19 protein-coding genes are annotated in these 20,929 nt (G+C 67.5%); 10 read left to right on the forward strand and 9 right to left on the reverse strand.

Going from position 1 to position 20,929, the window contains the following annotated elements; genetic code table 11:
* Nucleotides 1-104: 104 nt before the first annotated feature.
* Nucleotides 105-1,664 (forward strand): phospholipase D family protein, encoded by a 1,560-nt coding sequence (locus tag PSPA7_RS29030; RefSeq protein ID WP_041025437.1) that lies wholly within the window; start codon nucleotides 105-107, stop codon nucleotides 1,662-1,664.
* A gap of 3 nt (nucleotides 1,665-1,667) precedes the next feature.
* Here PSPA7_RS29030 and PSPA7_RS29035 read toward each other — a convergent pair whose 3' ends face one another.
* Both PSPA7_RS29035 and PSPA7_RS29040 read right to left on the reverse strand, forming a co-directional pair.
* Nucleotides 1,668-2,831, reverse strand: coding sequence for an MFS transporter (locus tag PSPA7_RS29035; RefSeq protein WP_012077927.1), 1,164 nt, complete (start codon nucleotides 2,829-2,831; stop codon nucleotides 1,668-1,670).
* 146 nt (nucleotides 2,832-2,977) lie between these two features.
* Nucleotides 2,978-4,471 (reverse strand): aldehyde dehydrogenase, encoded by a 1,494-nt coding sequence (locus tag PSPA7_RS29040; protein ID WP_012077928.1) that lies wholly within the window; start codon nucleotides 4,469-4,471, stop codon nucleotides 2,978-2,980.
* 228 nt (nucleotides 4,472-4,699) lie between these two features.
* Between PSPA7_RS29040 and aptA the strand changes: the two genes are divergently transcribed.
* Both aptA and PSPA7_RS29050 read left to right on the forward strand, forming a co-directional pair.
* Nucleotides 4,700-6,034 carry an omega-aminotransferase AptA gene (aptA, locus tag PSPA7_RS29045; RefSeq protein ID WP_012077930.1) on the forward strand — a complete coding sequence of 445 codons (1,335 nt, stop codon included), beginning with the start codon at nucleotides 4,700-4,702 and terminating at the stop codon, nucleotides 6,032-6,034.
* Between the two features lie 78 nt (nucleotides 6,035-6,112).
* A complete protein-coding gene (locus tag PSPA7_RS29050; RefSeq protein WP_012077931.1) occupies nucleotides 6,113-6,475 on the forward strand; it encodes a cupin domain-containing protein in 363 nt (120 codons plus the stop codon).
* 144 nt (nucleotides 6,476-6,619) lie between these two features.
* Here PSPA7_RS29050 and rpmG read toward each other — a convergent pair whose 3' ends face one another.
* A complete protein-coding gene (rpmG, locus tag PSPA7_RS29055; protein WP_003096555.1) occupies nucleotides 6,620-6,775 on the reverse strand; it encodes a 50S ribosomal protein L33 in 156 nt (51 codons plus the stop codon).
* Between the two features lie 11 nt (nucleotides 6,776-6,786).
* Nucleotides 6,787-7,023, reverse strand: coding sequence for a 50S ribosomal protein L28 (gene rpmB / locus PSPA7_RS29060; protein WP_003096556.1), 237 nt, complete (start codon nucleotides 7,021-7,023; stop codon nucleotides 6,787-6,789).
* A 355-nt stretch (nucleotides 7,024-7,378) separates the two neighbouring features.
* Here rpmB and PSPA7_RS29065 point away from each other — a divergent pair, with 355 nt between their 5' ends.
* Nucleotides 7,379-8,959 (forward strand): ABC transporter substrate-binding protein, encoded by a 1,581-nt coding sequence (locus PSPA7_RS29065; RefSeq protein ID WP_012077932.1) that lies wholly within the window; start codon nucleotides 7,379-7,381, stop codon nucleotides 8,957-8,959.
* Nucleotides 8,960-8,984: 25 nt separating this feature from the next.
* The gene (locus PSPA7_RS32575; protein ID WP_003156474.1) at nucleotides 8,985-9,248 is read left to right on the forward strand and encodes a hypothetical protein; all 264 of its coding nucleotides are present in this window, start codon (nucleotides 8,985-8,987) and stop codon (nucleotides 9,246-9,248) included.
* Nucleotides 9,249-9,295: 47 nt separating this feature from the next.
* Here PSPA7_RS32575 and radC read toward each other — a convergent pair whose 3' ends face one another.
* Nucleotides 9,296-9,970, reverse strand: a complete 675-nt coding sequence (gene radC, locus PSPA7_RS29070) for a RadC family protein (protein WP_012077933.1) — start codon at nucleotides 9,968-9,970, stop codon at nucleotides 9,296-9,298.
* Nucleotides 9,971-10,109: 139 nt separating this feature from the next.
* Here radC and coaBC point away from each other — a divergent pair, with 139 nt between their 5' ends.
* Genes coaBC through argB form a run of 4 tightly spaced genes read left to right on the forward strand, consistent with a single transcriptional unit; the run spans nucleotide 10,110 to nucleotide 15,346 of the window.
* Nucleotides 10,110-11,318, forward strand: a complete 1,209-nt coding sequence (gene coaBC / locus PSPA7_RS29075) for a bifunctional phosphopantothenoylcysteine decarboxylase/phosphopantothenate--cysteine ligase CoaBC (protein ID WP_012077934.1) — start codon at nucleotides 10,110-10,112, stop codon at nucleotides 11,316-11,318.
* A 7-nt stretch (nucleotides 11,319-11,325) separates the two neighbouring features.
* Complete coding sequence (dut, locus tag PSPA7_RS29080; RefSeq protein ID WP_003156469.1) at nucleotides 11,326-11,781, forward strand: dUTP diphosphatase; 456 nt, start codon at nucleotides 11,326-11,328, stop codon at nucleotides 11,779-11,781.
* Between the two features lie 36 nt (nucleotides 11,782-11,817).
* Nucleotides 11,818-14,424: a phosphomannomutase/phosphoglucomutase gene (locus PSPA7_RS29085; RefSeq protein ID WP_012077935.1), complete on the forward strand. Its 2,607-nt coding sequence runs from the start codon at nucleotides 11,818-11,820 to the stop codon at nucleotides 14,422-14,424.
* A 16-nt stretch (nucleotides 14,425-14,440) separates the two neighbouring features.
* Nucleotides 14,441-15,346, forward strand: a complete 906-nt coding sequence (gene argB, locus PSPA7_RS29090; RefSeq protein WP_003157944.1) for an acetylglutamate kinase — start codon at nucleotides 14,441-14,443, stop codon at nucleotides 15,344-15,346.
* Between the two features lie 46 nt (nucleotides 15,347-15,392).
* Here argB and sphR read toward each other — a convergent pair whose 3' ends face one another.
* Nucleotides 15,393-16,463 carry an AraC family transcriptional regulator SphR gene (gene sphR, locus PSPA7_RS29095; RefSeq protein ID WP_003157943.1) on the reverse strand — a complete coding sequence of 357 codons (1,071 nt, stop codon included), beginning with the start codon at nucleotides 16,461-16,463 and terminating at the stop codon, nucleotides 15,393-15,395.
* Nucleotides 16,464-16,688: 225 nt separating this feature from the next.
* Between sphR and PSPA7_RS29100 the strand changes: the two genes are divergently transcribed.
* Nucleotides 16,689-17,639 (forward strand): SphA family protein, encoded by a 951-nt coding sequence (locus PSPA7_RS29100; RefSeq protein WP_012077936.1) that lies wholly within the window; start codon nucleotides 16,689-16,691, stop codon nucleotides 17,637-17,639.
* 72 nt (nucleotides 17,640-17,711) lie between these two features.
* Here PSPA7_RS29100 and PSPA7_RS29105 read toward each other — a convergent pair whose 3' ends face one another.
* From PSPA7_RS29105 to PSPA7_RS29115, 3 genes are all read right to left on the reverse strand, one after another.
* Nucleotides 17,712-18,920: a DSD1 family PLP-dependent enzyme gene (locus PSPA7_RS29105; protein ID WP_074197295.1), complete on the reverse strand. Its 1,209-nt coding sequence runs from the start codon at nucleotides 18,918-18,920 to the stop codon at nucleotides 17,712-17,714.
* A gap of 82 nt (nucleotides 18,921-19,002) precedes the next feature.
* On the reverse strand, nucleotides 19,003-20,331 hold the full coding sequence (locus PSPA7_RS29110) for a D-arabinono-1,4-lactone oxidase (protein ID WP_074197294.1): 1,329 nt from the start codon (nucleotides 20,329-20,331) through the stop codon (nucleotides 19,003-19,005).
* A gap of 77 nt (nucleotides 20,332-20,408) precedes the next feature.
* Entirely contained in the window at nucleotides 20,409-20,792 is a 384-nt protein-coding gene (locus tag PSPA7_RS29115; protein WP_012077939.1) for a c-type cytochrome, read from the reverse strand.
* Between the last annotated feature and the right edge of the window lie 137 nt (nucleotides 20,793-20,929).

The following is a 20,929-nucleotide window of genomic DNA, read 5'->3' on the forward strand; positions in this document are numbered from 1 at the left end:
GCTCGGTGGATTCTGAAAAAATCAGGCGGCGCATCGCTCTTCCGGGGAAAACTCCTAGAATTCGCACCACCGGTAACGACCGGACGACCGAGCTTCCACGGGAGATGTCCTTGCTGCGCCGATTACTCCTGCTGGCCTTCCTGGCTCTCGCCGGCTGTGCCAGCGCACCCCCGCCGCAACCGTCGTCGGCACTGCCCGCCGAGGGTACCTGGCTGGCCAGGCAGGCCGCGATCCAGGGCCGCGACCACCCCGGCCAGTCGGGCTTCCACCTGCTCGGCGCCAGCGAGGACGCCTTCGTCGCCCGTGCCGCGCTGATCCGCGCGGCACAGCGCAGCCTGGACATCCAGTACTACATCGTCCACGACGGGCTGACCACCCGGGCCCTCGCCTACGAGTTGCTGAAAGCCGCCGACCGCGGCGTGCGGGTGCGCATCCTGATCGACGACACCGCCAGCGACGGCTGGGACTACGAGATCGGCGTACTCTCCGCCCACCCGAACATCCAGGTGCGCCTGTTCAATCCGCTGCACCTGGGCCGCGCCACCGGCATCACGCGCGGCGTCGGCCGGCTGTTCAATCTTTCCCAGCAGCACCGGCGCATGCACAACAAACTGTGGCTGGCCGACGGCACGGCGGCCATCGTCGGCGGCCGCAACCTCGGCGACGAGTATTTCAACGCCAAGCCGGAGATGAATTTCACCGACCTCGACCTGCTCGGCGTCGGCCCGATCGCCAACCAGCTCTCGCACAGCTTCGACCAGTACTGGAACAGCGCCATCAGCCGGCCGATCGAGGACTTCCTCTGGCGCGCGCCCTATCCCGGCGAGCTGGACTCGGCGCGGCGCGGCCTGCAGCGCTACCTGCGCAAGGAGTCGGTCAAGGAGTCGGGCTACATCCGCCACCTGTTCGACCGCGCCGACCAGCCCCGCCTGGGCAACTGGCTGGAGAACCTGACCTGGGCGCGCGCCGAGGCGATCTGGGACGCGCCGCTGAAGGTGCTCAGCCGCGGCGAACCCGACCCGCACCTGCTGCTCAGCCCGCACCTGGCGGGCCTGTTCCAGGGTGTGCAAAAGGAACTGATCCTGGTTTCGGCCTACTTCGTCCCGGCCAGGGAGGGGCTCGGCTATCTCACCGGCAAGGCCGACAGCGGCGTGCGCGTGCGCCTGCTGACCAACTCCCTGGAAGCCACCGACGTACCGGCCGTGCACGCCGGCTACGCGCCCTACCGGATGGCATTGCTGGAGCATGGGGTGAAGCTGTATGAACTGCGCGCCAAACCCGACCAGCCACTGAGCGGCGCGCCCTGGCGGCTGCACGCGTCGAGCAGCGCCAGCCTGCACAGCAAGGCGATGGTCTTCGACCGGCGCAAGGTGTTCATCGGTTCGTTCAACTTCGATCCGCGCTCGATACTGTGGAATACCGAGGTCGGGGTCATCGTCGACAGTCCGCTGCTGGCCGAACAGGTTCGCCGGCTGGCGCTGGACGGCATGGCGCCCAGCGTCAGCTACCAGGTGCGGATCGACCGCAGCGGCAGCCGGCCGAAGCTGGTCTGGGTCGACGAGCGTGACGGACGGACCCAGGTCCTGCGGCATGAGCCGGGCAGCCTGTGGCGACGGCTGAATGCCTGGGTCGCGGAAATGATCGGGCTGGAGAAGATGCTCTGAGGATCACTCCGACGCTTCCAGCCCGCTCGCTCCATCCTCCGCCGGGATCGCCCCGCGCAGCCGCACCAGCACCACGAAGCCCGCCGCGCCCAGCGCCATCATCAACGGCAGGGCGTGACCGCTGATCCACTGGCTGGCGGCGCCGGTGGCCAGCGGTCCGAGCAGGCAGCCGATCCCCCATAGCTGGGCGACATGGGCATTGGCACGGACCAGGGCATCGTCGCGGTAGCGTTCGCCGATCAGGATCAGCGCCAGGGTGAACAACCCGCCGGCGCTGGCGCCGAACAGCACCAGCAACGGCCAGATCAACGGCGTGTGCAGCAGCAGCGGGATCGCCAGGCTGCTGAGCAGCAACACCAGGCCGCAGCCGCCGAACAGGCCGCTGCGCGAGACACGGTCGGCGAGCCAGCCGATCGGCAGTTGCAGCAGGGCGTCGCCCACCACCACGGTGCTGACCATGGCCAGCGCCACCGCTTGCGCAAAGCCCTGGCGCAAGCCGTAGACCGGCAGCAGGGTGAGGATCATCGCCTCGAAGGCGGCGAACAGCACCACCGCCCAGGCGATCGCCGGCAAACCCCGGCAGAAGGCCCACAGGCCACGCCCGGAGGCGCTGTGCGGATCGACCCTGGGCGCCCCGCCGCGCCCCAGCAGCAACAGCGAGCCGCCGACCAGCAGGCACACACCGAACCAGAAGCCGCGGTCGTCGGCGGTGCCGATGAAGGTCAGCAGCACCGGGCCGGACAGTTGGCTCAGGGCGTAACCGGTGCCGTACAGCGCGACCAGCCGGCCGCGCCACTTCTCCACCGCCAGCTGGTTGATCCAGCTTTCCCCGAGGATGAACACCACGGTGAGCTGCACGCCGATCAGCAGGCGCAACAACAGCCATACGGGATAGCTCTGTAGCAGCGCCAGCAGGCCGATGGAGGCTGCGCCGGTGAGCAGGCACAGTTGCATCAGCCGTGGCGTGCCGACGCGCGCGGCGAGGCGCCCGGCGATCATCGCGCCGAGCAGCACCCCCAGCGCCGGTGTGCTGGCCATCACGCCGATGGCGAAACTGCCGTAGCCCCAGCCCTCCAGGCGCAACGAGACCAGCGGCATGGTCAGGCCAAGGGCGAGGCCGATGCTGATGACTGCGGAACAGACGGCGAAATAGCTTCCCCAACGCATTGCGATTCTCCCGTTGGCACCCCGGAAGCCTTGCCGGGGCGAGCGGATATATCCGGCGCACGAAGCACAGCGGCCGGGCTTCCAGAAGGAAACCCGGCCGCGGGTGTGGCTCGAGGGAGCCGGCCCGGAAGGGCCGACCCAGGCGATCAGAGCTTGATCCAGGTCGCCTTCAGCTCGGTGTACTTGTCGAAGGCGTGCAGCGACTTGTCGCGACCGTTGCCCGACTGCTTGAAGCCGCCGAACGGAGCGGTCATGTCGCCCCCGTCGTACTGGTTGACCCAGACGCTGCCGGCGCGCAGGGCCTTGGCGGTCAGGTGCGCCTTGGACAGGTTGCTGGTCCAGACCGCCGCCGCCAGCCCGTAGGGCGTGTCGTTGGCGATGCGCACGGCTTCCTCGGCATCCTCGAACTCGATCACCGAGAGCACCGGGCCGAAGATTTCCTCGCGGGCGATCTTCATCGCATTGGTCACGCCGTCGAAGATGGTCGGCTCGACGTAGGTGCCGCCGGTTTCCTCCAGGGTCCGCTTGCCGCCGGCGACCAGCTTGGCGCCGTCGTTGTGACCGGCCTCGATGTAGGACAGCACGGTGTTCATCTGCTGGGTGTCCACCAGCGCGCCGACGTTGGTTTCCGGATCTAGCGGGTTGCCCGGCTTCCAGCCCTTGAGGGCTTCGATCACCAGGGGCAGGAATTTGTCCTTGATGGAGCGCTCCACCAGCAGGCGCGAACCGGCGGTGCAGACTTCGCCCTGGTTGAAGGCGATGGCGCCGGCAGCGGCTTCGGCGGCGGCCTTCAGGTCCGGGGCGTCGGCGAAGACGATGTTCGGGCTCTTGCCGCCGGCCTCCAGCCAGACGCGCTTCATGTTCGACTCGCCGGCATAGACCATCAGTTGCTTGGCGATCTTGGTCGAACCGGTGAACACCAGGGTGTCGACATCCATGTGCAATGCCAGCGCCTTGCCTACCGTGTGGCCATAGCCCGGCAGCACGTTGAACACGCCTTTCGGAATACCGGCCTCGACGGCCAGCTGGGCGATGCGGATGGCGGTCAGCGGCGACTTCTCGGAGGGCTTGAGGATCACCGAGTTGCCGGTGGCCAGGGCCGGGCCGAGTTTCCAGCAGGACATCAGCAGCGGGAAGTTCCACGGCACGATGGCGGCGACCACGCCGACCGGCTCGCGGGTCACCAGACCCAGCTCGGCATGGGGAGTGGCGGCGACCTCGTCGTAGATCTTGTCGATCGCCTCGGCGCTCCAGCGCAGGCTGTTGGCGGCGCTGGCGACGTCGATGTGCAGCGAGTCGCTGATCGGCTTGCCCATGTCCAGGGTTTCCAGCAGGGCCAGCTCTTCGGCGTTCTCCAGCAGCAGGTCGGCGAAGCGGATCATCGTCTGCTTGCGCTTGGCCGGAGCCAGGCGCGACCAGGCGCCGGAATCGAAGGCATTGCGGGCGACCTTGACCGCCTGTTCGGCATCGGCCAGGTCGCAACTGGCGACCTTGGCGAGGAAGCGACCGTCCACCGGGCTGAGGCAATCGAAGGTCTCGCCGGAGGCGGCGTCGCTGTATTCGCCGTTGACGAAGGCGCGGCCTTCGATCTTCAGGTCTTTGGCGCGGGCTTCCCAGTCGGCGCGGGTCAGGGTGGTCATGACAACGTGTCCTCTTATTGGTGTTCTGGGCGCCTGGGAGACAGGCGCGCTGTCAGATTCTGCAAGGCGGGCGCGCGGCCCGTGGTGTCCGCCACCCTAAACCAGAGCAGCGCCTGTTTTCAATATATTTGACAGGAACCCCTCTGGATCCCTTGTCACGTTCATTATTTTAAACATAGACTCGCCCGGACCAGCGTCTTCATCCCTCGCGTGCAACCTGGGTGGCCTATGACAATGAATAACGAGCCGCAGTCGAGCAGCCTCGACAACTTCTGGATGCCCTTCACCGCCAACCGCCAGTTCAAGGCGCGGCCGCGCCTGCTGGAAAGCGCCGAAGGCATCCACTACATCGCCCAGGGCGGGCGCCGTATCCTCGACGGCACCGCCGGCCTCTGGTGCTGCAACGCCGGCCACGGCCGGCGCGAGATCAGCAAGGCGGTGGCCCGGCAAATCGCCAGCCTCGACTACGCCCCGCCGTTCCAGATGGGCCACCCGCTGCCCTTCGAACTCGCCGCGCGACTGGCGGAAATCGCCCCGCAAGGACTGAACAAGGTGTTCTTCACCAACTCCGGCTCGGAGTCGGCGGACACCGCGCTGAAGGTCGCCCTCGCCTACCAGCGCGCCATCGGCCAGGGTACCCGCACCCGCCTGATCGGCCGCGAGCTGGGCTACCACGGGGTAGGCTTCGGCGGCCTGTCGGTGGGCGGCATGGTCAACAACCGCAAGGCCTTCTCCGCCAACCTGCTGCCAGGGGTCGACCACCTGCCGCATACCCTCGATGTCACCCGCAACGCCTTCACCGTCGGCCTGCCCGAGCATGGCGCGGAAAAGGCCGAGGAGCTGGAGCGCCTGGTGACCCTGCATGGCGCCGAGAACATCGCCGCGGTGATCGTCGAGCCGATGTCCGGTTCGGCCGGCGTAGTGCTGCCGCCCAAGGGCTACCTGCAGCGACTGCGCGAGATCACCCGCAAGCACGGCATCCTGCTGATCTTCGACGAAGTGATCACCGGCTTCGGCCGCGTCGGCGAAGCTTTCGCCGCGCAGCGCTGGGGCGTGACCCCGGACATCCTCACCTGCGCCAAGGGCCTGACCAACGGCAGCATCCCGATGGGCGCTGTGTTCGTCGACGAGAAGATCCACGAAGCCTTCATGCAGGGCCCGCAGGGCGCCATCGAGTTCTTCCATGGCTACACCTATTCCGGCCACCCGGTGGCCTGCGCCGCCGCCCTGGCGACCCTGGACATCTACCGCCGCGACAACCTGTTCCAGCAAGCCGTGGAACTGGAAGGCTACTGGCAGGACGCCCTGTTCAGCCTGCGCGAACTGCCCAACGTGACCGACATCCGCGCCGTCGGCCTGGTCGGCGGCGTGCAGCTGGCGCCGCACGCGGACGCGCCGGGCAAGCGCGGCTACGAAGTCTTCGAGCGCTGCTTCTGGGAGCACGACCTGATGGTCCGGGTGACCGGCGACATCATCGCCATGTCGCCGCCGCTGATCATCGACAGGGCCCACATCGACCAGATCGTCGAGCGCCTGGCCCAGGCCATCCGCGCCAGCGCCTGACCCCCGGCGGGCGGCCCGGCGCCGTCCCGCCAGCACCTGGCCAGAACCTGGCCAGAACCACAAGAACCGAGAGTCAGCATGAACATCGAACAGATCGTCGACTTCGCCCAGGCCAACAGCGCCCCGGAACACTACAGCCCGGCGCCGGAAAAGGTCCTCAAGGGCGACCCGAAACAGAGCGTGCGCAACCACTACGGCAGCCCCTGCGGGCAGTTCAACGCCGGCATCTGGGAGGGTGCCGTCGGCCAGTGGACGGTGAACTACACCGAGCACGAATACTGCGAGATCCTCCAGGGCGTCTCGGTGCTGCGCGACCGCCACGGCAACGCCAAGACCGTGCGCGCCGGCGACCGCTTCGTGATCCCCGCCGGCTTCCAGGGCACCTGGGAGGTGCTCGAGGCCTGTCGCAAGGTCTACGTGATCTTCGAAGCCAAGGCCTGAGCCCCGGCTTCATCCCCCCGAATGCTTGTTACCCTTGCCCGCCGCCTGGCGGGCTTTTTTATGCGCCGGCCGCGGAGCGCCCGCATTCGCGCGGAAATGAAAAAGCCCGCCGGGAGGCGGGCTTTTCGCAAGGTGCCGGATCAATTACTTGATCTTGGCTTCCTTGTAGATCACGTGCTGACGAACGACCGGATCGTACTTCTTGATCTCGATCTTCTCAGGCTTGGTACGCTTGTTCTTGTCGGTGGTGTAGAAGTGGCCGGTACCGGCGCTGGACACCAGACGAATCAATTCACGCATGATTCAGCTCCTTAGAATTTTTCGCCGCGGGCACGCAGGTCAGCCAGGACGGCCTCGATGCCACGCTTGTCGATGATACGCATGCCCTTGGCGGAAACGCGCAGACGCACGAAGCGCTTCTCGGACTCGACCCAGAAACGGTGGTGCTGCAGGTTCGGCAGGAAACGGCGGCGGGTTTTGTTGTGTGCGTGGGAAATGTTATTCCCGGTAACCGGACCCTTACCGGTTACTTGACAGACTCTAGACATGCCTCAGCCCTCTATAACCTCATGCCCAACCCGGCATGGGTTGGCTGCTTTAACTCAAGTTCGATACTCAGTTTCACCGGGGTCTTACCCGCTGCATCCCGACGAAGGAGAGCGTGGCCCCAGAAAAGAGCGCAGCTTTATATCAGAAAGGCGCCCCGCGCCGCAAGGGTGAGCACCCCATGGCGCGGCCCAGCCCGCCTCGGTGCGGGGTCCGCACCGGTGCCGTTCGTCGCCTTGCCTCGTTGTCGCTGCCCGCCGCATGGTCTAGGGTAGCGACTCAAGGCCGCCAACGGCCTTGCATGACTGCGCCCAACCGCTGCGGATGGGCATGTTAACCGTTCGAATGGAGCCCGTCATGCGCCTCGCCGCGTTCTCCCTGTTCCTCGCCCCCTTGCTGTTCGCCCAACCCGCCGCCGCAGCGGCCCTGAGCGTGTGCACCGAAGCCAGCCCGGAAGGCTTCGACGTGGTCCAGTACAACTCGCTGACCACCACCAACGCCTCGGCCGACGTGCTGATGAACCGCCTGGTCGAGTTCGACGCCGGCAAGGGCGCGGTGGTGCCGTCGCTGGCCGAACGCTGGACGGTGTCCGACGACGGCCTGAACTACCGCTTCGACCTGCGCCAGGACGTGCGCTTCCACCGCACCGGCTACTTCAAGCCGAGCCGCGCGCTGAACGCCGACGACGTGGTATTCAGCTTCCAGCGCATGCTCGACCCGGCCGATCCCTGGCACAAGGTGGCGCAGAACGGCTTCCCGCACGCCCAGTCGATGCAGTTGCCGCAGTTGATCAAGCGAGTGGAGAAAAGCGGCGACCATCAGGTGCTGTTCGTCCTCGACCACCCCGACGCGACCTTCCTGCCGATGCTGAGCATGGGCTTCGCCTCCATCTATTCGGCGGAGTACGCCGACCAGTTGATGAAGGCCGGAACCCCGGAGAAGCTCAACGCCCAGCCGATCGGCAGCGGCCCGTTCGTGTTCAAGCGCTTCCAGAAGGACGCGGTGGTGCGCTACGCCGCCAATCCCGAGTACTTCGCCGGCAAGCCGGCGGTCGACGCGCTGATCTTCGCCATCACCCCGGACGCCAACGTGCGGCTGCAGAAGCTGCGCCGCGGCGAATGCCAGATCGCCCTGTCGCCGAAGCCGCTGGACGTTGAGAGCGCGCGCAAGGACGCCAGCCTGAAGGTCGAGCAGACGCCGGCCTTCATGACCGCCTTCGTCGCCCTCAATACCCAGCATCCGCCACTGGACGATCCCGAGGTGCGCCAGGCGATCAACCTCGCCTTCGACCGCGCCAGCTACCTGCAGGCGGTATTCGAGGGCAGCGCCAGCGCCGCCACCGGCATCTATCCGCCGAACACCTGGGGCTATGCCAGGGATATTCTCGCCTACCCGCACGACCCCGAACAGGCGCGCAAGCTGCTGGCTGGCAAGCAGCTTGCCGAGCTGAACATCTGGACCCGCCCTTCCGGCAGCCTGCTCAACCCCAACCCGAGCCTCGGCGCGCAACTGCTCCAGTCCGACCTGGCCGAGGTCGGGATCAAGGCCAGCATCCGCGTGATCGAGTGGGGCGAGCTGATCCGCCGCGCCAAGAACGGCGAGCATGACCTGCTGTTCATGGGCTGGGCCGGCGACAACGGCGACCCGGACAACTTCCTCACTCCGCAATTCAGCTGCGCCAGCGTCAAGTCCGGGCTCAACTTCGCGCGCTATTGCGACCCCGGCCTGGACAAGCTGATTGCCGACGGCAAGGCCGCCAGCAGCCAGGAGCAACGCACCGGCCTGTACCACCAGGCGCAGAAACTGATCCACGAACAGGCGCTCTGGCTGCCCCTGGCCCACCCGACCGCCTTCGCCCTGACCCGCCAGGAGGTGCAGGGCTACCAGGTCAATCCGTTCGGTCGCCAGGATTTCTCTCGGGTCGCCGTGAAACGCTGAAGGCCACGCCCGGGAGAGCCCAGCGATGGATCTCGACCGTCTCTACCTGCCGCATTGGCAGTTCAGCGAACACCACCAGCGGCTGATCGACGCGCCGGCCGACGCACTGCTCGACGCGGTGGAAGACCTGCTGCGCTTCGACGACCCGCTGGTGCGCGCCCTCCTCGCGCTGCGCGAAGCGTCGGCGCTACCCTGTTGCACACGGAAACCCGGACGTTCTGTCCCGACCGCGCCAGCCGCCTGCGCTTCACTCCCTACTGGCTGGCGATCCGACCGGTCAGCGGGCTGATCCGCCGGCGCCTGCTGGCGGGCATCGCGCGGCGCCTTTTCTGAGCCTCACATCCAGCCGTATTCGGCCAGCGACAGGGGTTCGCCGTCGCCGATGATGAAGTGGTCGAGCACCCGCACATCGATCAGCGCCAGCGCTTCCTTGAGGCGCGCGGTCAGTTGGCGGTCGGCGAGACTCGGGCGGGCGTCGCCGGAAGGATGGTTGTGGGTGAGGATGAGCGCCGCCGCGTTGTGCGCCAGGGCGCGCTTGACCACCTGTCGCGGGTAGACGCTGGCGCCGTCGATGCTGCCCTGGAACAGCACCTCGAAGGCCAGGACACGGTGCCGGGTATCGAGGAACAGGCAGGCGAACACCTCATGCTGCTCATGGCGCAGGCGCGCCTTGAGGTAGTCGCGCACCGCCTGCGGGCTCTCCAGTACCGAGTCGCGGCGCAGGCGCTCGGCCAGATGGCGGCGGCCCATCTCCAGCACCGCCTGCAATTGCGCGTACTTCGCCACGCCGAGCCCGAGATGGCCACAGAACGCCGCCAGGTCGGACTCGAGCAGCGCTCGCAGGCTGCCGAACTCTCCCAGCAGGCGCCGCGCCAGCTCCACCGCGCTGCAACCGGTGACCCCGGTGCGCAGGAAGATCGCCAGCAGTTCGGCATCGGACAGGGTCGCCGCGCCCTGCTCCAGAAGCTTCTCCCGAGGCCGTTCGGCCTCGGGCCAATCGCGGATGCTCATTCGCTTTCCCCATCGAGCCCGCCCGCTGTTCCCGTGCGGACGCTGTGCTATCTTAGCCCATCCTTTTTGCGCGGCAGACGACCTGGGGAGGCGCGTCTGCCGACGCGCATGTCATCCATTTCCTTATTAAGGCAGGCCTATGCAGCGGCTCTATCGGAAACGCATCGTCCTCGGCGTGGGCGGCGGCATTGCCGCCTACAAGAGCGCCGAACTGGTCCGCCGCCTGCGCGACCAGGGCGCTGAAGTCCGAGTGGTGATGACCCAGGGCGGCCGCGAGTTCATCACGCCCCTGACCCTCCAGGCGCTGTCCGGCCACCCGGTGCACACCGACCTGCTGGACCCGGCGGCGGAAGCCGCGATGGGCCACATCGAACTGGCCCGCTGGGCCGACCTGGTACTCATCGCCCCGGCCACCGCCGACCTCATGGCGCGCCTGGTCCAGGGCGTGGCCAACGACCTGCTGACCACCCTGGTGCTGGCCACCGATGCGCAGATCGCCCTGGCGCCGGCGATGAACCAGGCCATGTGGCGCGACACCGCGACCCAGGCCAACGCCGAACTGCTGCGCCAGCGCGGCTTCCACCTGTTCGGCCCGGCAGCGGGCAGCCAGGCCTGCGGCGACGTCGGCCTCGGCCGCATGCTCGAGGCCGACGAGCTGGCGCAGCGCGCCGCCGACTGTTTCCAGCACCAGACGCTGACCGGCGTGCATGTGCTGATCACCGCCGGGCCGACCCAGGAAAACATCGACCCGGTGCGCTACATCACCAACCACAGTTCCGGGAAGATGGGCTTCGCCCTCGCCGAAGCGGCGGTGGAGGCCGGCGCGCGGGTGACCCTGGTCACCGGCCCGGTACACCTGCCGACCCCCGACCGGGTGCAGCGCGTCGACGTGGTCAGCGCCCGCGACATGCTCGCCGCCTGCGAGGCGGCGATGCCCTGCGACCTGCTGATCGCCTCCGCGGCGGTCGCCGACTACCGTCCGGAAGTGGTCGCCGCGCACAAACTGAAGAAAGACCCTGCCAGCGGTGAGGGCTTGCTCTTGCAGCTGGTGCGCAATCCCGACATCCTCGCTACCCTCGCCCAGCGCGAGGATCGCCCCTTCAGCGTGGGCTTCGCCGCGGAAACCGAAAACCTGCTGGACTACGCTGCACGCAAGCTGAAGGACAAGAACCTCGACCTGATCGTCGCCAACGACGTGGCCAACCCCTCGATCGGCTTCAACAGCGACGAGAACGCGATCACGGTGATCGACCGCGACCTGCACCCGAGCAGCTTCGCCCAGACCAGCAAGGGCAAGATCGCTCGCCAGCTGATCGGGTTCATCGCCGACCGCCTCAACCAGAACTGAGTTACCGATGCACTCTCTCCAAGCCAAGATCCTCGACCCCCGCCTGGGCACCGACTTCCCGCTGCCGCAATACGCCACGCCGGGCTCCGCCGGACTGGACCTGCGCGCCATGCTCGAGGAGGACACCGTCCTCGGCCCGGGTCAGACCCTGCTGATCCCCACCGGCCTGTCCATCCACATCGCCGACCCGGGCCTCGCCGCCCTGGTCCTGCCGCGCTCCGGCCTGGGCCACAAGCACGGCATCGTGCTGGGCAACCTGGTCGGTCTGATCGATTCCGACTACCAGGGCGAGCTGATGGTGTCCTGCTGGAACCGCGGCGAGTCGCCATTCACCATCGCCGTTGGCGAGCGCATCGCGCAGTTGGTGCTGGTACCGGTGGTGCAGGCGCATTTCGAGCTGGTCGAGCAGTTCGACGAGAGCCAGCGCGGCGCCGGCGGCTTCGGTCATTCCGGCAGCCACTGATCCCGACCACAGGACGAGACGCCAAGGAGACGCGGCATGAAGCTTTTCCAGCGCACTGCCAAGGAAGGGAATGAGCTGGGCGACCTGCTCGAAGCGGAAAAGAAACCGCTCAAGGCGCCATCCGAACGTGCCGGCGGCAAGGACCTGCTGCCCGGCATCGGCGCCAGCCTGTTGGGCGTGGCGGCCGCCGGCGCGCTCCTGTGGTTCGGCGTCTTCGGCGGCGCCGGCGAGGCGCAGCAACGCCAGCTGGACGCCGCCTGGTCCGAAGGCCAGGCCGGCGCCTTGCGCCAGGCCTTGCAGCAACTCGCCGCCGACACCCGCGCTGCCGCGGCCAGCCCTCTCGCCCTCGAAGCCCTGCAGAGTGGCGACGCCGCCCGTATCGAGGCCGCCCAGCGCAGCCTGCTGGCCTGGGACGGCGTGGTCGATGCCCACCTGAACGCGCCGGGCCAGGCCGTCCAGGACAACGCCAGCCCCGCTCCGGTCAGCTTCGCCGCCCTGGACATCCTGCACCGGGTCGAAAGCGGCCAGAGCGTCGCCGCCGAAGCCTACAAGGTCGGCCAGCGCTGGCTGCTGTACAGCGCCGCGCCGGTGCGCGGCGCCGACCAGAGCCTGCAGGGCACGCTGCTGCTGGCGGTCGACCTGCAACGGCTGCTGCGCGCCCTGCCCCCCCTGCCGGACGATGCCGGCCAGGTGCAACTGGTCCAGCAGTTCTCCGGGGCGCCGGCCCAGGTGCTGCTGCAACGCGGTACGGCAGCGCCGGACCAGGGCGCACAGGCGCTGGACAGCGGCAACCCGAACTGGAAGCTGAACTACACCCCCGGCAGCACCGCGGCCAGCCAGGCCTCGCCGTTGCTGCTGGGGCTCGCGGCGCTGCTGGCGCTGCTCGGCGGCGTGCTCGGCGCCTACCTCACCCGTTCGTCGCTGTTGCGCCGCCTGCACCAGGATGTCCTGACCCTCGGTCAGTATCTTCAGGAACTCGGCGGGCAACGCACTGCCAAACCCCCTGTGCCCAGCCTGCCGGGCTTCGCCCCGCTGATCCAGGCACTGGCCCGCCAGCCGCGGCGCAAGCCGGAGCCGGCCAGCGCGCCCAGCCCTGCCAAGGCGGCGCCGGTCGCACCGGTGGCGGTGACGAAAGCGCCTCCTCGCGAGGAGCCGGCACTGGCAGATCCGTTGTTCCAGAACACCGACATTCTGGATATCGACATTCTCGATGAAGACCAGGACCTCCTGGGATTGGAGCAAACCCCCATCATGAGCACTGCAAAAGCCCCGACGCTGCCCGCCAGCATCTTCCGCGCCTACGACATCCGCGGCGTGGTAGGCGACACCCTCACCGCCGAGACCGCCTACTGGATCGGCCGCGCCATCGGCTCTGAAAGCCTCGCCCGCGGCGAGCCGTGCGTCGCCGTCGGCCGTGATGGCCGCCTGTCCGGTCCCGAACTGGTCGAGCGGCTGATCCAGGGCCTGGTGGACTGCGGTTGCCAGGTCAGCGACGTGGGCATGGTGCCGACACCGGTGCTGTACTACGCGGCCAACGTGCTCGAGGGCAAGTCCGGAGTGATGCTCACCGGCAGCCATAACCCGCCGGACTACAACGGCTTCAAGATCGTGGTGGCCGGCGAGACCCTGGCCAACGAGCAGATCCAGGCGCTGCGCGAACGCATCGAGAGCAACGACCTGGCGTCCGGGGTCGGCAGCGTCGAGCAGGTCGATATCCTGCCGCGCTACTTCAAGCAGATCCGCGACGACATCGCCATGGCCAAGCCGATGAAGGTGGTGGTCGACTGCGGCAATGGCGTCGCCGGGGTGATCGCCCCGCAATTGATCGAGGCCCTGGGCTGCAGCGTGATCCCGCTGTACTGCGAGGTCGACGGCAACTTCCCGAACCATCACCCGGACCCGGGCAAGCCGGAGAACCTGAAGGACCTGATCGCCAAGGTCAAGGCCGAGAACGCCGACCTGGGCCTGGCCTTCGACGGCGACGGCGACCGCGTCGGCGTGGTGACCAACACCGGCACCATCATCTACCCCGACCGCCTGCTGATGCTGTTCGCCAAGGACGTGGTCTCGCGCAACCCGGGCGCCGACATCATCTTCGACGTCAAGTGCACCCGTCGCCTGATCTCGCTGATCAGCGGCTACGGCGGCCGGCCGGTGATGTGGAAGACCGGTCACTCGCTGATCAAGAAGAAAATGAAGGAAACCGGCGCCCTGCTGGCCGGCGAGATGAGCGGCCACGTGTTCTTCAAGGAGCGCTGGTTCGGCTTCGACGACGGCATCTACAGTGCCGCCCGCCTGCTGGAGATCCTCAGCCAGGACCAGCGCGACAGCGAGCATGTGTTCTCGGCCTTCCCGAGCGACATTTCCACCCCGGAAATCAACATCACCGTCACCGAGGAGAGCAAGTTCGCCATCATCGAGGCGCTGCAACGCGATGCGCAGTGGGGCGAAGGCAACATCACCACCCTCGACGGCGTGCGGGTCGACTACCCCAAAGGCTGGGGCCTGGTCCGCGCCTCCAACACCACGCCGGTGCTGGTGCTGCGCTTCGAGGCGGATACCGAGGACGAGCTGGAGCGCATCAAGACCGTCTTCCGCAACCAACTGAAGGCAGTGGATTCCTCGCTGCCCGTGCCCTTCTGACATGTCGGAGCTCCCCATGACCCTGAGTCGCGATGACGCCGCCCAGGTTGCCAAGGTCCTTTCCGAGGCCCTGCCCTACATCCGCCGCTTCGTCGGCAAGACGCTGGTGATCAAGTACGGCGGCAACGCCATGGAAAGCGAGGAACTGAAGGCCGGCTTCGCCCGCGACGTGGTGCTGATGAAAGCGGTCGGCATCAATCCCGTGGTGGTGCATGGCGGCGGCCCGCAGATCGGCGACCTGCTCAAGCGCCTGTCGATCGAGAGCCACTTCATCGACGGCATGCGCGTCACCGACGCGGCGACCATGGACGTGGTGGAGATGGTCCTCGGCGGCCAGGTGAACAAGGACATCGTCAACCTGATCAACCGCCACGGCGGCAGCGCCATCGGCCTGACCGGCAAGGACGCCGAGCTGATCCGCGCGAAGAAGCTCACCGTGACCCGCCAGACCCCGGAGATGACCAAGCCGGAAATCATCGACATCGGCCATGTGGGCGAAGTCACCGGGGTCAACGTCGAGCTGCTGAACATGCTGGTCAAGGGCGACTTCATCCCGGTGATCGCGCCGATCGGCGTGGGCAGCAACGGCGAGTCCTACAATATCAACGCCGACCTGGTGGCCGGCAAGGTGGCTGAGGCGCTGAAGGCCGAGAAGCTGATGCTGCTGACCAACATCGCCGGCCTGATGGACAAGCAAGGCCAGGTGCTGACCGGGCTGTCCACCGAGCAGGTCAACGAGCTGATCGCCGACGGCACCATCTACGGCGGCATGCTGCCGAAGATCCGCTGCGCCCTGGAAGCGGTGCAGGGCGGGGTGACCAGCGCGCACATCATCGATGGCCGCGTGCCCAACGCCGTGCTGCTGGAAATCTTCACCGACAGCGGCGTCGGCACCCTGATCAGCAACCGCAAGCGGCACTGATCGCCCGGTCCTGGCGCGCTCCGGCGCGCCAGGACGGTGGCCCCCCTCAGCGTTGCGCGACCAGCGCGAACGCCTGCTCCAGCGGACTCGCACCCTCGCTGCGGAAGGTCGCCGGGCTCACCCCCGTCCAGCGCTTGAACGCGCGCCGGAAACTGCGGATGTCGCGGTACCCCACTTCCTCGGTGATACGTTCGATGGACATCCCGGGATTGCCCAACAGGCTCATCGCCCGCCCTCGCCGCACCTGCTCCAGCAATGCCTCGAAGGTCAGCCCGTGCTCGGCCAGCCGACGCCGCAGGGTGCGGCTGCTCATGTTCAGTTCGGCGGAAATCCTTTCGATCTGGCTGCCCAGGCTGAGGTCGCGGGCGATCGCCCGTTCCACCGCCTGGACCAGGTCGAGTTTCCGGTGCACCTGGGTGCTTTCCTGCTCGAGCAGGGCCAGCGCCTGGCGCAACGCCGGCAGGTTATGGTTGGGCAGGCGCATGTCCAGCCAGTGGCTGGCGATCGCCATGCGGTTATGCAGGCAGCCGAAGCGTACCTGGGGACCCAGCAGGCGCAGGTATTCGTCCACATAGGGCGGAGCGGCATGGATGAGTTCGATGCCCAGCGGTTCGAACCCCGGACTGACCAGGGCACGCCCATACACCAGCAGGCTGGCGAAGAACTCCTCGATGGCGAACACCTGTACGTCGCTGCTGGGCAGGTGGCATTCGACTTCGACGAAGAAAGTGTCGCCCTGCTGGTAGACGCTGGAAGTCACGATGCCGCCCGAACTGTGCTGGTAGCGCACACCGATGTCGAACGCGTCGCGCAAGGTCCGGCACAGCGACAGCACATGGCCCAGCAGGCCAAGGGTGCCGAGCACGTTCTGGTGGCCGACCCACAGCCCCAGCCCCCGCTCCGGCAGAGCCTGGAGGGCACGCTGGATCATGCTCACGGCCTGGCGGTAGGAGATGCGCTGGGTGGGGTCCTGCAGGTCTTCGACGGTGAAGCCCAGGCCCCGGCACAGCCGCGCGGGATCGACGCCATGGCCTTCGATCACCTCGGCCAGCGTCTGCAGCAGGAAAGTGGATACCTGGGCCAGTTCGTAGCGCGCGTCGGCGGCATTGTTGTGCATGGGCGAAATCCTGAGCCGGTCTCGGCTTCGTTCTTGTTCTGGCGGTGGATCGCGACATGGGATGAGCGTCCCATCATATAGCGTTCCGCGCAGATGTAACAAAGCATTGCGCAATGTCCGCAAATCCCCCCCTGGCTGACCGGCAATGCCCTGCCTCCGCGCCGCGATTGGGCTTATTCCTATGCCGTGCCCCGAGCATCGCCAGACAATAATAAGAGCCCGCCCATGAATCCGATCCGCCCCCACAGGCCCTTGCGCCTGTTCGCCTGCGCCACCCTCGCCCTCAGTTGCTGTGCCCACGCCACCGAAGGCGGCGTGGACAACATCGGGCCCGGAACCGACGGTTTCTTCACCCTGCCGCTGGACGTGAACAACCTCCCGGACCACATGTTCGCCTTCAACCTCTACTACAACCACTACGAAGCCCGGAAGCTGAACATCAGTTCCTTCGGCGGCAAGGTCGCCGACGTGAAGATCAGCTCCGATGCGATCATCCCCCGCCTGGACTACCTGAGCCCGCTACGGATCTTCGGCGGCCGCCTCGGCGGCTACATCGCCCAACCCTACATTCGCCAGCGGGTGGCCGTGTTCGGCCTGAGCGACGAGCGGGAAAGCCAGGGCGACGTCACCCTCGCGCCGATCATCCTCTGGGACGGGGGCAAGGACCTGACCCTGGCCGCCGCCGTGGAGATCACCATCCCCACCGGCAAGTACGACGCCGACCGCCTGGCCAACACCAGCAACAACTTCTATACCTACAAGCCACTGTTCTCCTTCACCTGGTTGCCCAGCGAGCGCAGCGAGCTGTCGCTGAAGGCCACCTACAGTTTCAACATGGAGAACCACGACACCGACTACCGCTCGGGGCAGATCTTCCACTTCGACTACTCGGCCAGCTACCGGGTGACCGACAACCTGCGCCTGGGCCTGAACGGCTACTACCTGAAGCAGACCACCGACGACAAGCAGAACGGCGACACCGTGCGGGTCTTCGGTTTCGGCGAGGAAGTCGACGACGGCGTGCGCGGCCAGGTCTTCGCCATCGGCCCGGCCGTGCACCTGACCTTCCTCAAGTACGCCAGCGCGGAAATCCGCTGGGCCAAGGAGTTCGACGTGGAAAACCGCCCCGAAGGCGACATGCTGTGGGCCAAGCTGACCATCCCGTTCGAACTCTGAGACGCCGGAACGCAGCGGCGGCCCGCTATCCGCGGGCTGCCGCCATCGTCGAGGAAAAGTGCCAGGCGTGCCCTAGGCGTAAACCGGCCAGCGCTCGACGATCCGCCCGCCGCGCAGCGCCAGCAGGTCGCCGAACTGTAGCAGCACCGACTCGCTCTGGGTCGGCCGCAGGAAGACCTGGTCGTCCACCGCCAGGCCCACCGCCGGCGAGCCATTGACCATCTCCTGGTTCGAGCTGCGCCCGTAGATGCCGTTGCTGCGCAACCCCGCGGGCGAGGCGAAGTCGGCCATCCAGTTGCCGCCGTAGATGAAGAAGGTGCCGCGCTGGTTCGGGTCCCACCAGGAAAACAGCCGCGACTTGCCGTCCAGCGCCGGGATCTGCACCGCGCCGGTGCTCTTGAGGACCGGCGTGGCGATGTAGGCGGCCGGCACGTGCTCGGCCAGGGACGGCAGGTCGTAGTGGCTCGGCTTGAGCATGGCGGTGCCCACCGAGACCTCGCTGCTCAGCGACTCGTTCTCGTGCATGCGATAGCTGGGGCTGCCGGCGGTATTCAGGGTCAGTTGCGGCGTCCACAGCGCGGCGAAACGCTGGCGGGCGAAGTCGACATGGCCCTGGTAGAGCGCCATGACCCTGGCGAACAGTTCCTCGGGCGAGCCGAGGATGCCCGGCACGCCCATCCCGACGAAGGGGTCGTAGCCCATGAAGCCGGCGAACTCCAGGTGCTGCGGATGCGCCGCGATCAGCGCCAGCAATTCGCCCAGCCCGGCCTGGTCGGCCACTCCGCCACGGTGCAGGCCGACATCCAGCTCGATGTTGATGCGCATCCGCGTGCCCAGCCCCTGGGCCAGCGCCAGGTACTGCCGCAGGCGCTGCGGCGTGTCGACCAGCCATTGCAGTTGCCGGGCCGGATCGAACGAGCCCTTGTGCTCGCGGTAGAACAGCTCCGCCGAACGCACCGGCAGCGGCTTGCCCAGCAGGATGTCGGCATCCGGGAAGACGACCGCGTCATGGTTGAGGAACGGCTGGTGGAAGGACATCAGCCGGCGCGTCCCGGCACGCTTGCCGATGTATTCCAGCAGGCCCGGCGCGGGCAGCGATTTCTCCACCAGGCGCAACTGCTTGCCGCCACGACGGACCGAGCGCATCACCACGTCGATGTTGTGGTCCAGCCGGTCGAGGTCGATGAGCATTACCGGGCACATCGGCCCGTTGGCCTTCAGCTCGCGGTTCAGCGCGCGGAAATAGTCGTCGTACGGCCCGCCGCGGTCGGCGGGGCGCAGCCAGGCGGCGGTACCGGCCAGCAGCGCGCCGGCACCGAGGCCGGCGAACATGAACTTGCGTCGATTCACGGCGTCGCTCCTTTCAGGTCACGCCCAGGATGGAAGAGAGGTGCGCATTGAGAAACTTGCCGTCCGGGTCCAGCGCCTGGCGCACCTCGGCGAACTCCCGCCAGCGCGGGTAGAGCGTCTGCAACTGGCGCGCGTTGAGGCCATGCAGCTTGCCCCAGTGCGGTCGCCCGGCGTACTTCCAGAAGATCGGCTCCACCGCGGCGAAGAAGTTGTGATGGTCCATGCTGTAGTGCTGGTGCACGGAAATGGAACAGCTGTCGCGGCCCTCGAACATGCTCAGGGGGATGTCGTCGGCCTTCACGTAGCGGTACTCGATGGGGAACCAGGTACGCAGGTCCTTGCCGCGGATCAGCGCGAGGATCTCGCGCAGGCAGGCCGGGCCGTGCTCGGCGGGCACCGAATACTCCATCTCGTTGAAGCGCACGTTGCGCACATTGGCGTAGACCGCGTAGGAGTCGTCGACCCGCTCGTCGAAACGGGCGAAATGGCGCAGGCTGTTGAGCAGGGTGCGGCGGGTCTCGGGGAAGTCGCTGACGTACTTGTCGAGCCCCTCGATGAGGCTGACGAACTGGTTGCCGCCCTCCTCCTCCGGGTCCGGCGGCGGGGTCTTCGGCTCCTCGGTCTCGTTGAGGGCGATCGACAGGGCATAGTCGGAATGGGTGACCACCAGCATCTCCCAATGCTGGTTCTCGCGGGTGTTCTTCTCCACGTCCTCCAGCAGCTCCTCGGTCCTGGCGATCCACTGCCGCTCGCGCAGGCGATAGGCCGCGCGGTTCTGCAGGCGCACCCGGGTCACCACGCCCAGCGCGCCGAGGGAGACCCGCGCGGCGTCGAACACCTCGGGGTGGCGCGCGGCGTCGCAGTCGAACACCTCGCCGCTGGCGCTGACCAGCTGCAGGCCGCGGACCTGGGCGGAATAGGAACCGAAGCCGACCCCGGTGCCGTGGGTCGAGGTGGCGATGGCGCCGGCCAGGGTCTGGTAGTCGATATCGGCCATGTTCACCAGCGCCTGGCCGATCTCCTTGAGCGGCGCGCCCATCTGCGACATCGGCGTACCGCCGCCGAACTCGGCCTGCAGGGTGTCGCCGTCGTGACCGAGCAGGCCGCTGAAGTAGGCCAGGGACAGCAGGGTGCCATCGGTCGGCACCAGCGCGCTGAAGGAGTGGCCGGAACCCACGGGGCGGATTTTCCCGGGAGCCTCGCGGATCACCCGGAGCAGTTCGTCGAGGTCCTTCGGCGCTTCCCGCGCAAGGGGCAGGCAGCTTTGCGCGCCGGACCAGTTGCGCCAGGGAATCAGGCGCGGCGCCCGAAGCAGTTCGGCCAACGCGGGATTGCCCGCCAGGGCGGCGAAGGCGCCGAGCGCCCCCGCCCGCTGCAGGAGCTGGCGTCGTGACAGGTGGCTTGGCATGCCGGTACCTCTTATCGGTCTTGTGCGGCGGACATGAATTCGATCAACGCGCGGAACTGCTCTTCCGAGCACTGCATGCACATGCCCATGGGCGGCATGCCCTTGTAGCCGTTGATGCTGTGGTCCAGCAGGGTGTCCATGCCCTGCGCCAGGCGCGGCGCCCAGGCCGCGGCGGCGCCGGTCAGCGGCGCGCCGGAAGCCGGATCGGCGTGGCAGAGCTTGCAACTGGCGGAATAGACCTGCGCCAGCGCGGCGTCGGCGGGGACACGCTGGACGTCGGCGGCCGGAGGCGGCTCCGCCGAATCCCCGCAGGCGGCCAGCGCCAGGCACAACGGCAGCAGCCCCAGGTGGCGCAGGCGTGGAAGACTCGACCCGGGGCGGGACGTGGACGGCATGGTGTTCCTCTCTCGTGGCGCAGCGCGTGCGTTGCTGTCGGGCAACAGTAAGGCGGCGGCGGGTGGAGGATGAGGGCAATGCGGGCCAGCGACGGGGGGTTCTGCGGCCAGCCCTTTTCCACAGGCCGGCGGCGGTC

This window comes from Pseudomonas paraeruginosa PA7, assembly GCF_000017205.1.
Taxonomy (GTDB): Bacteria; Pseudomonadota; Gammaproteobacteria; order Pseudomonadales; family Pseudomonadaceae; genus Pseudomonas; species Pseudomonas paraeruginosa.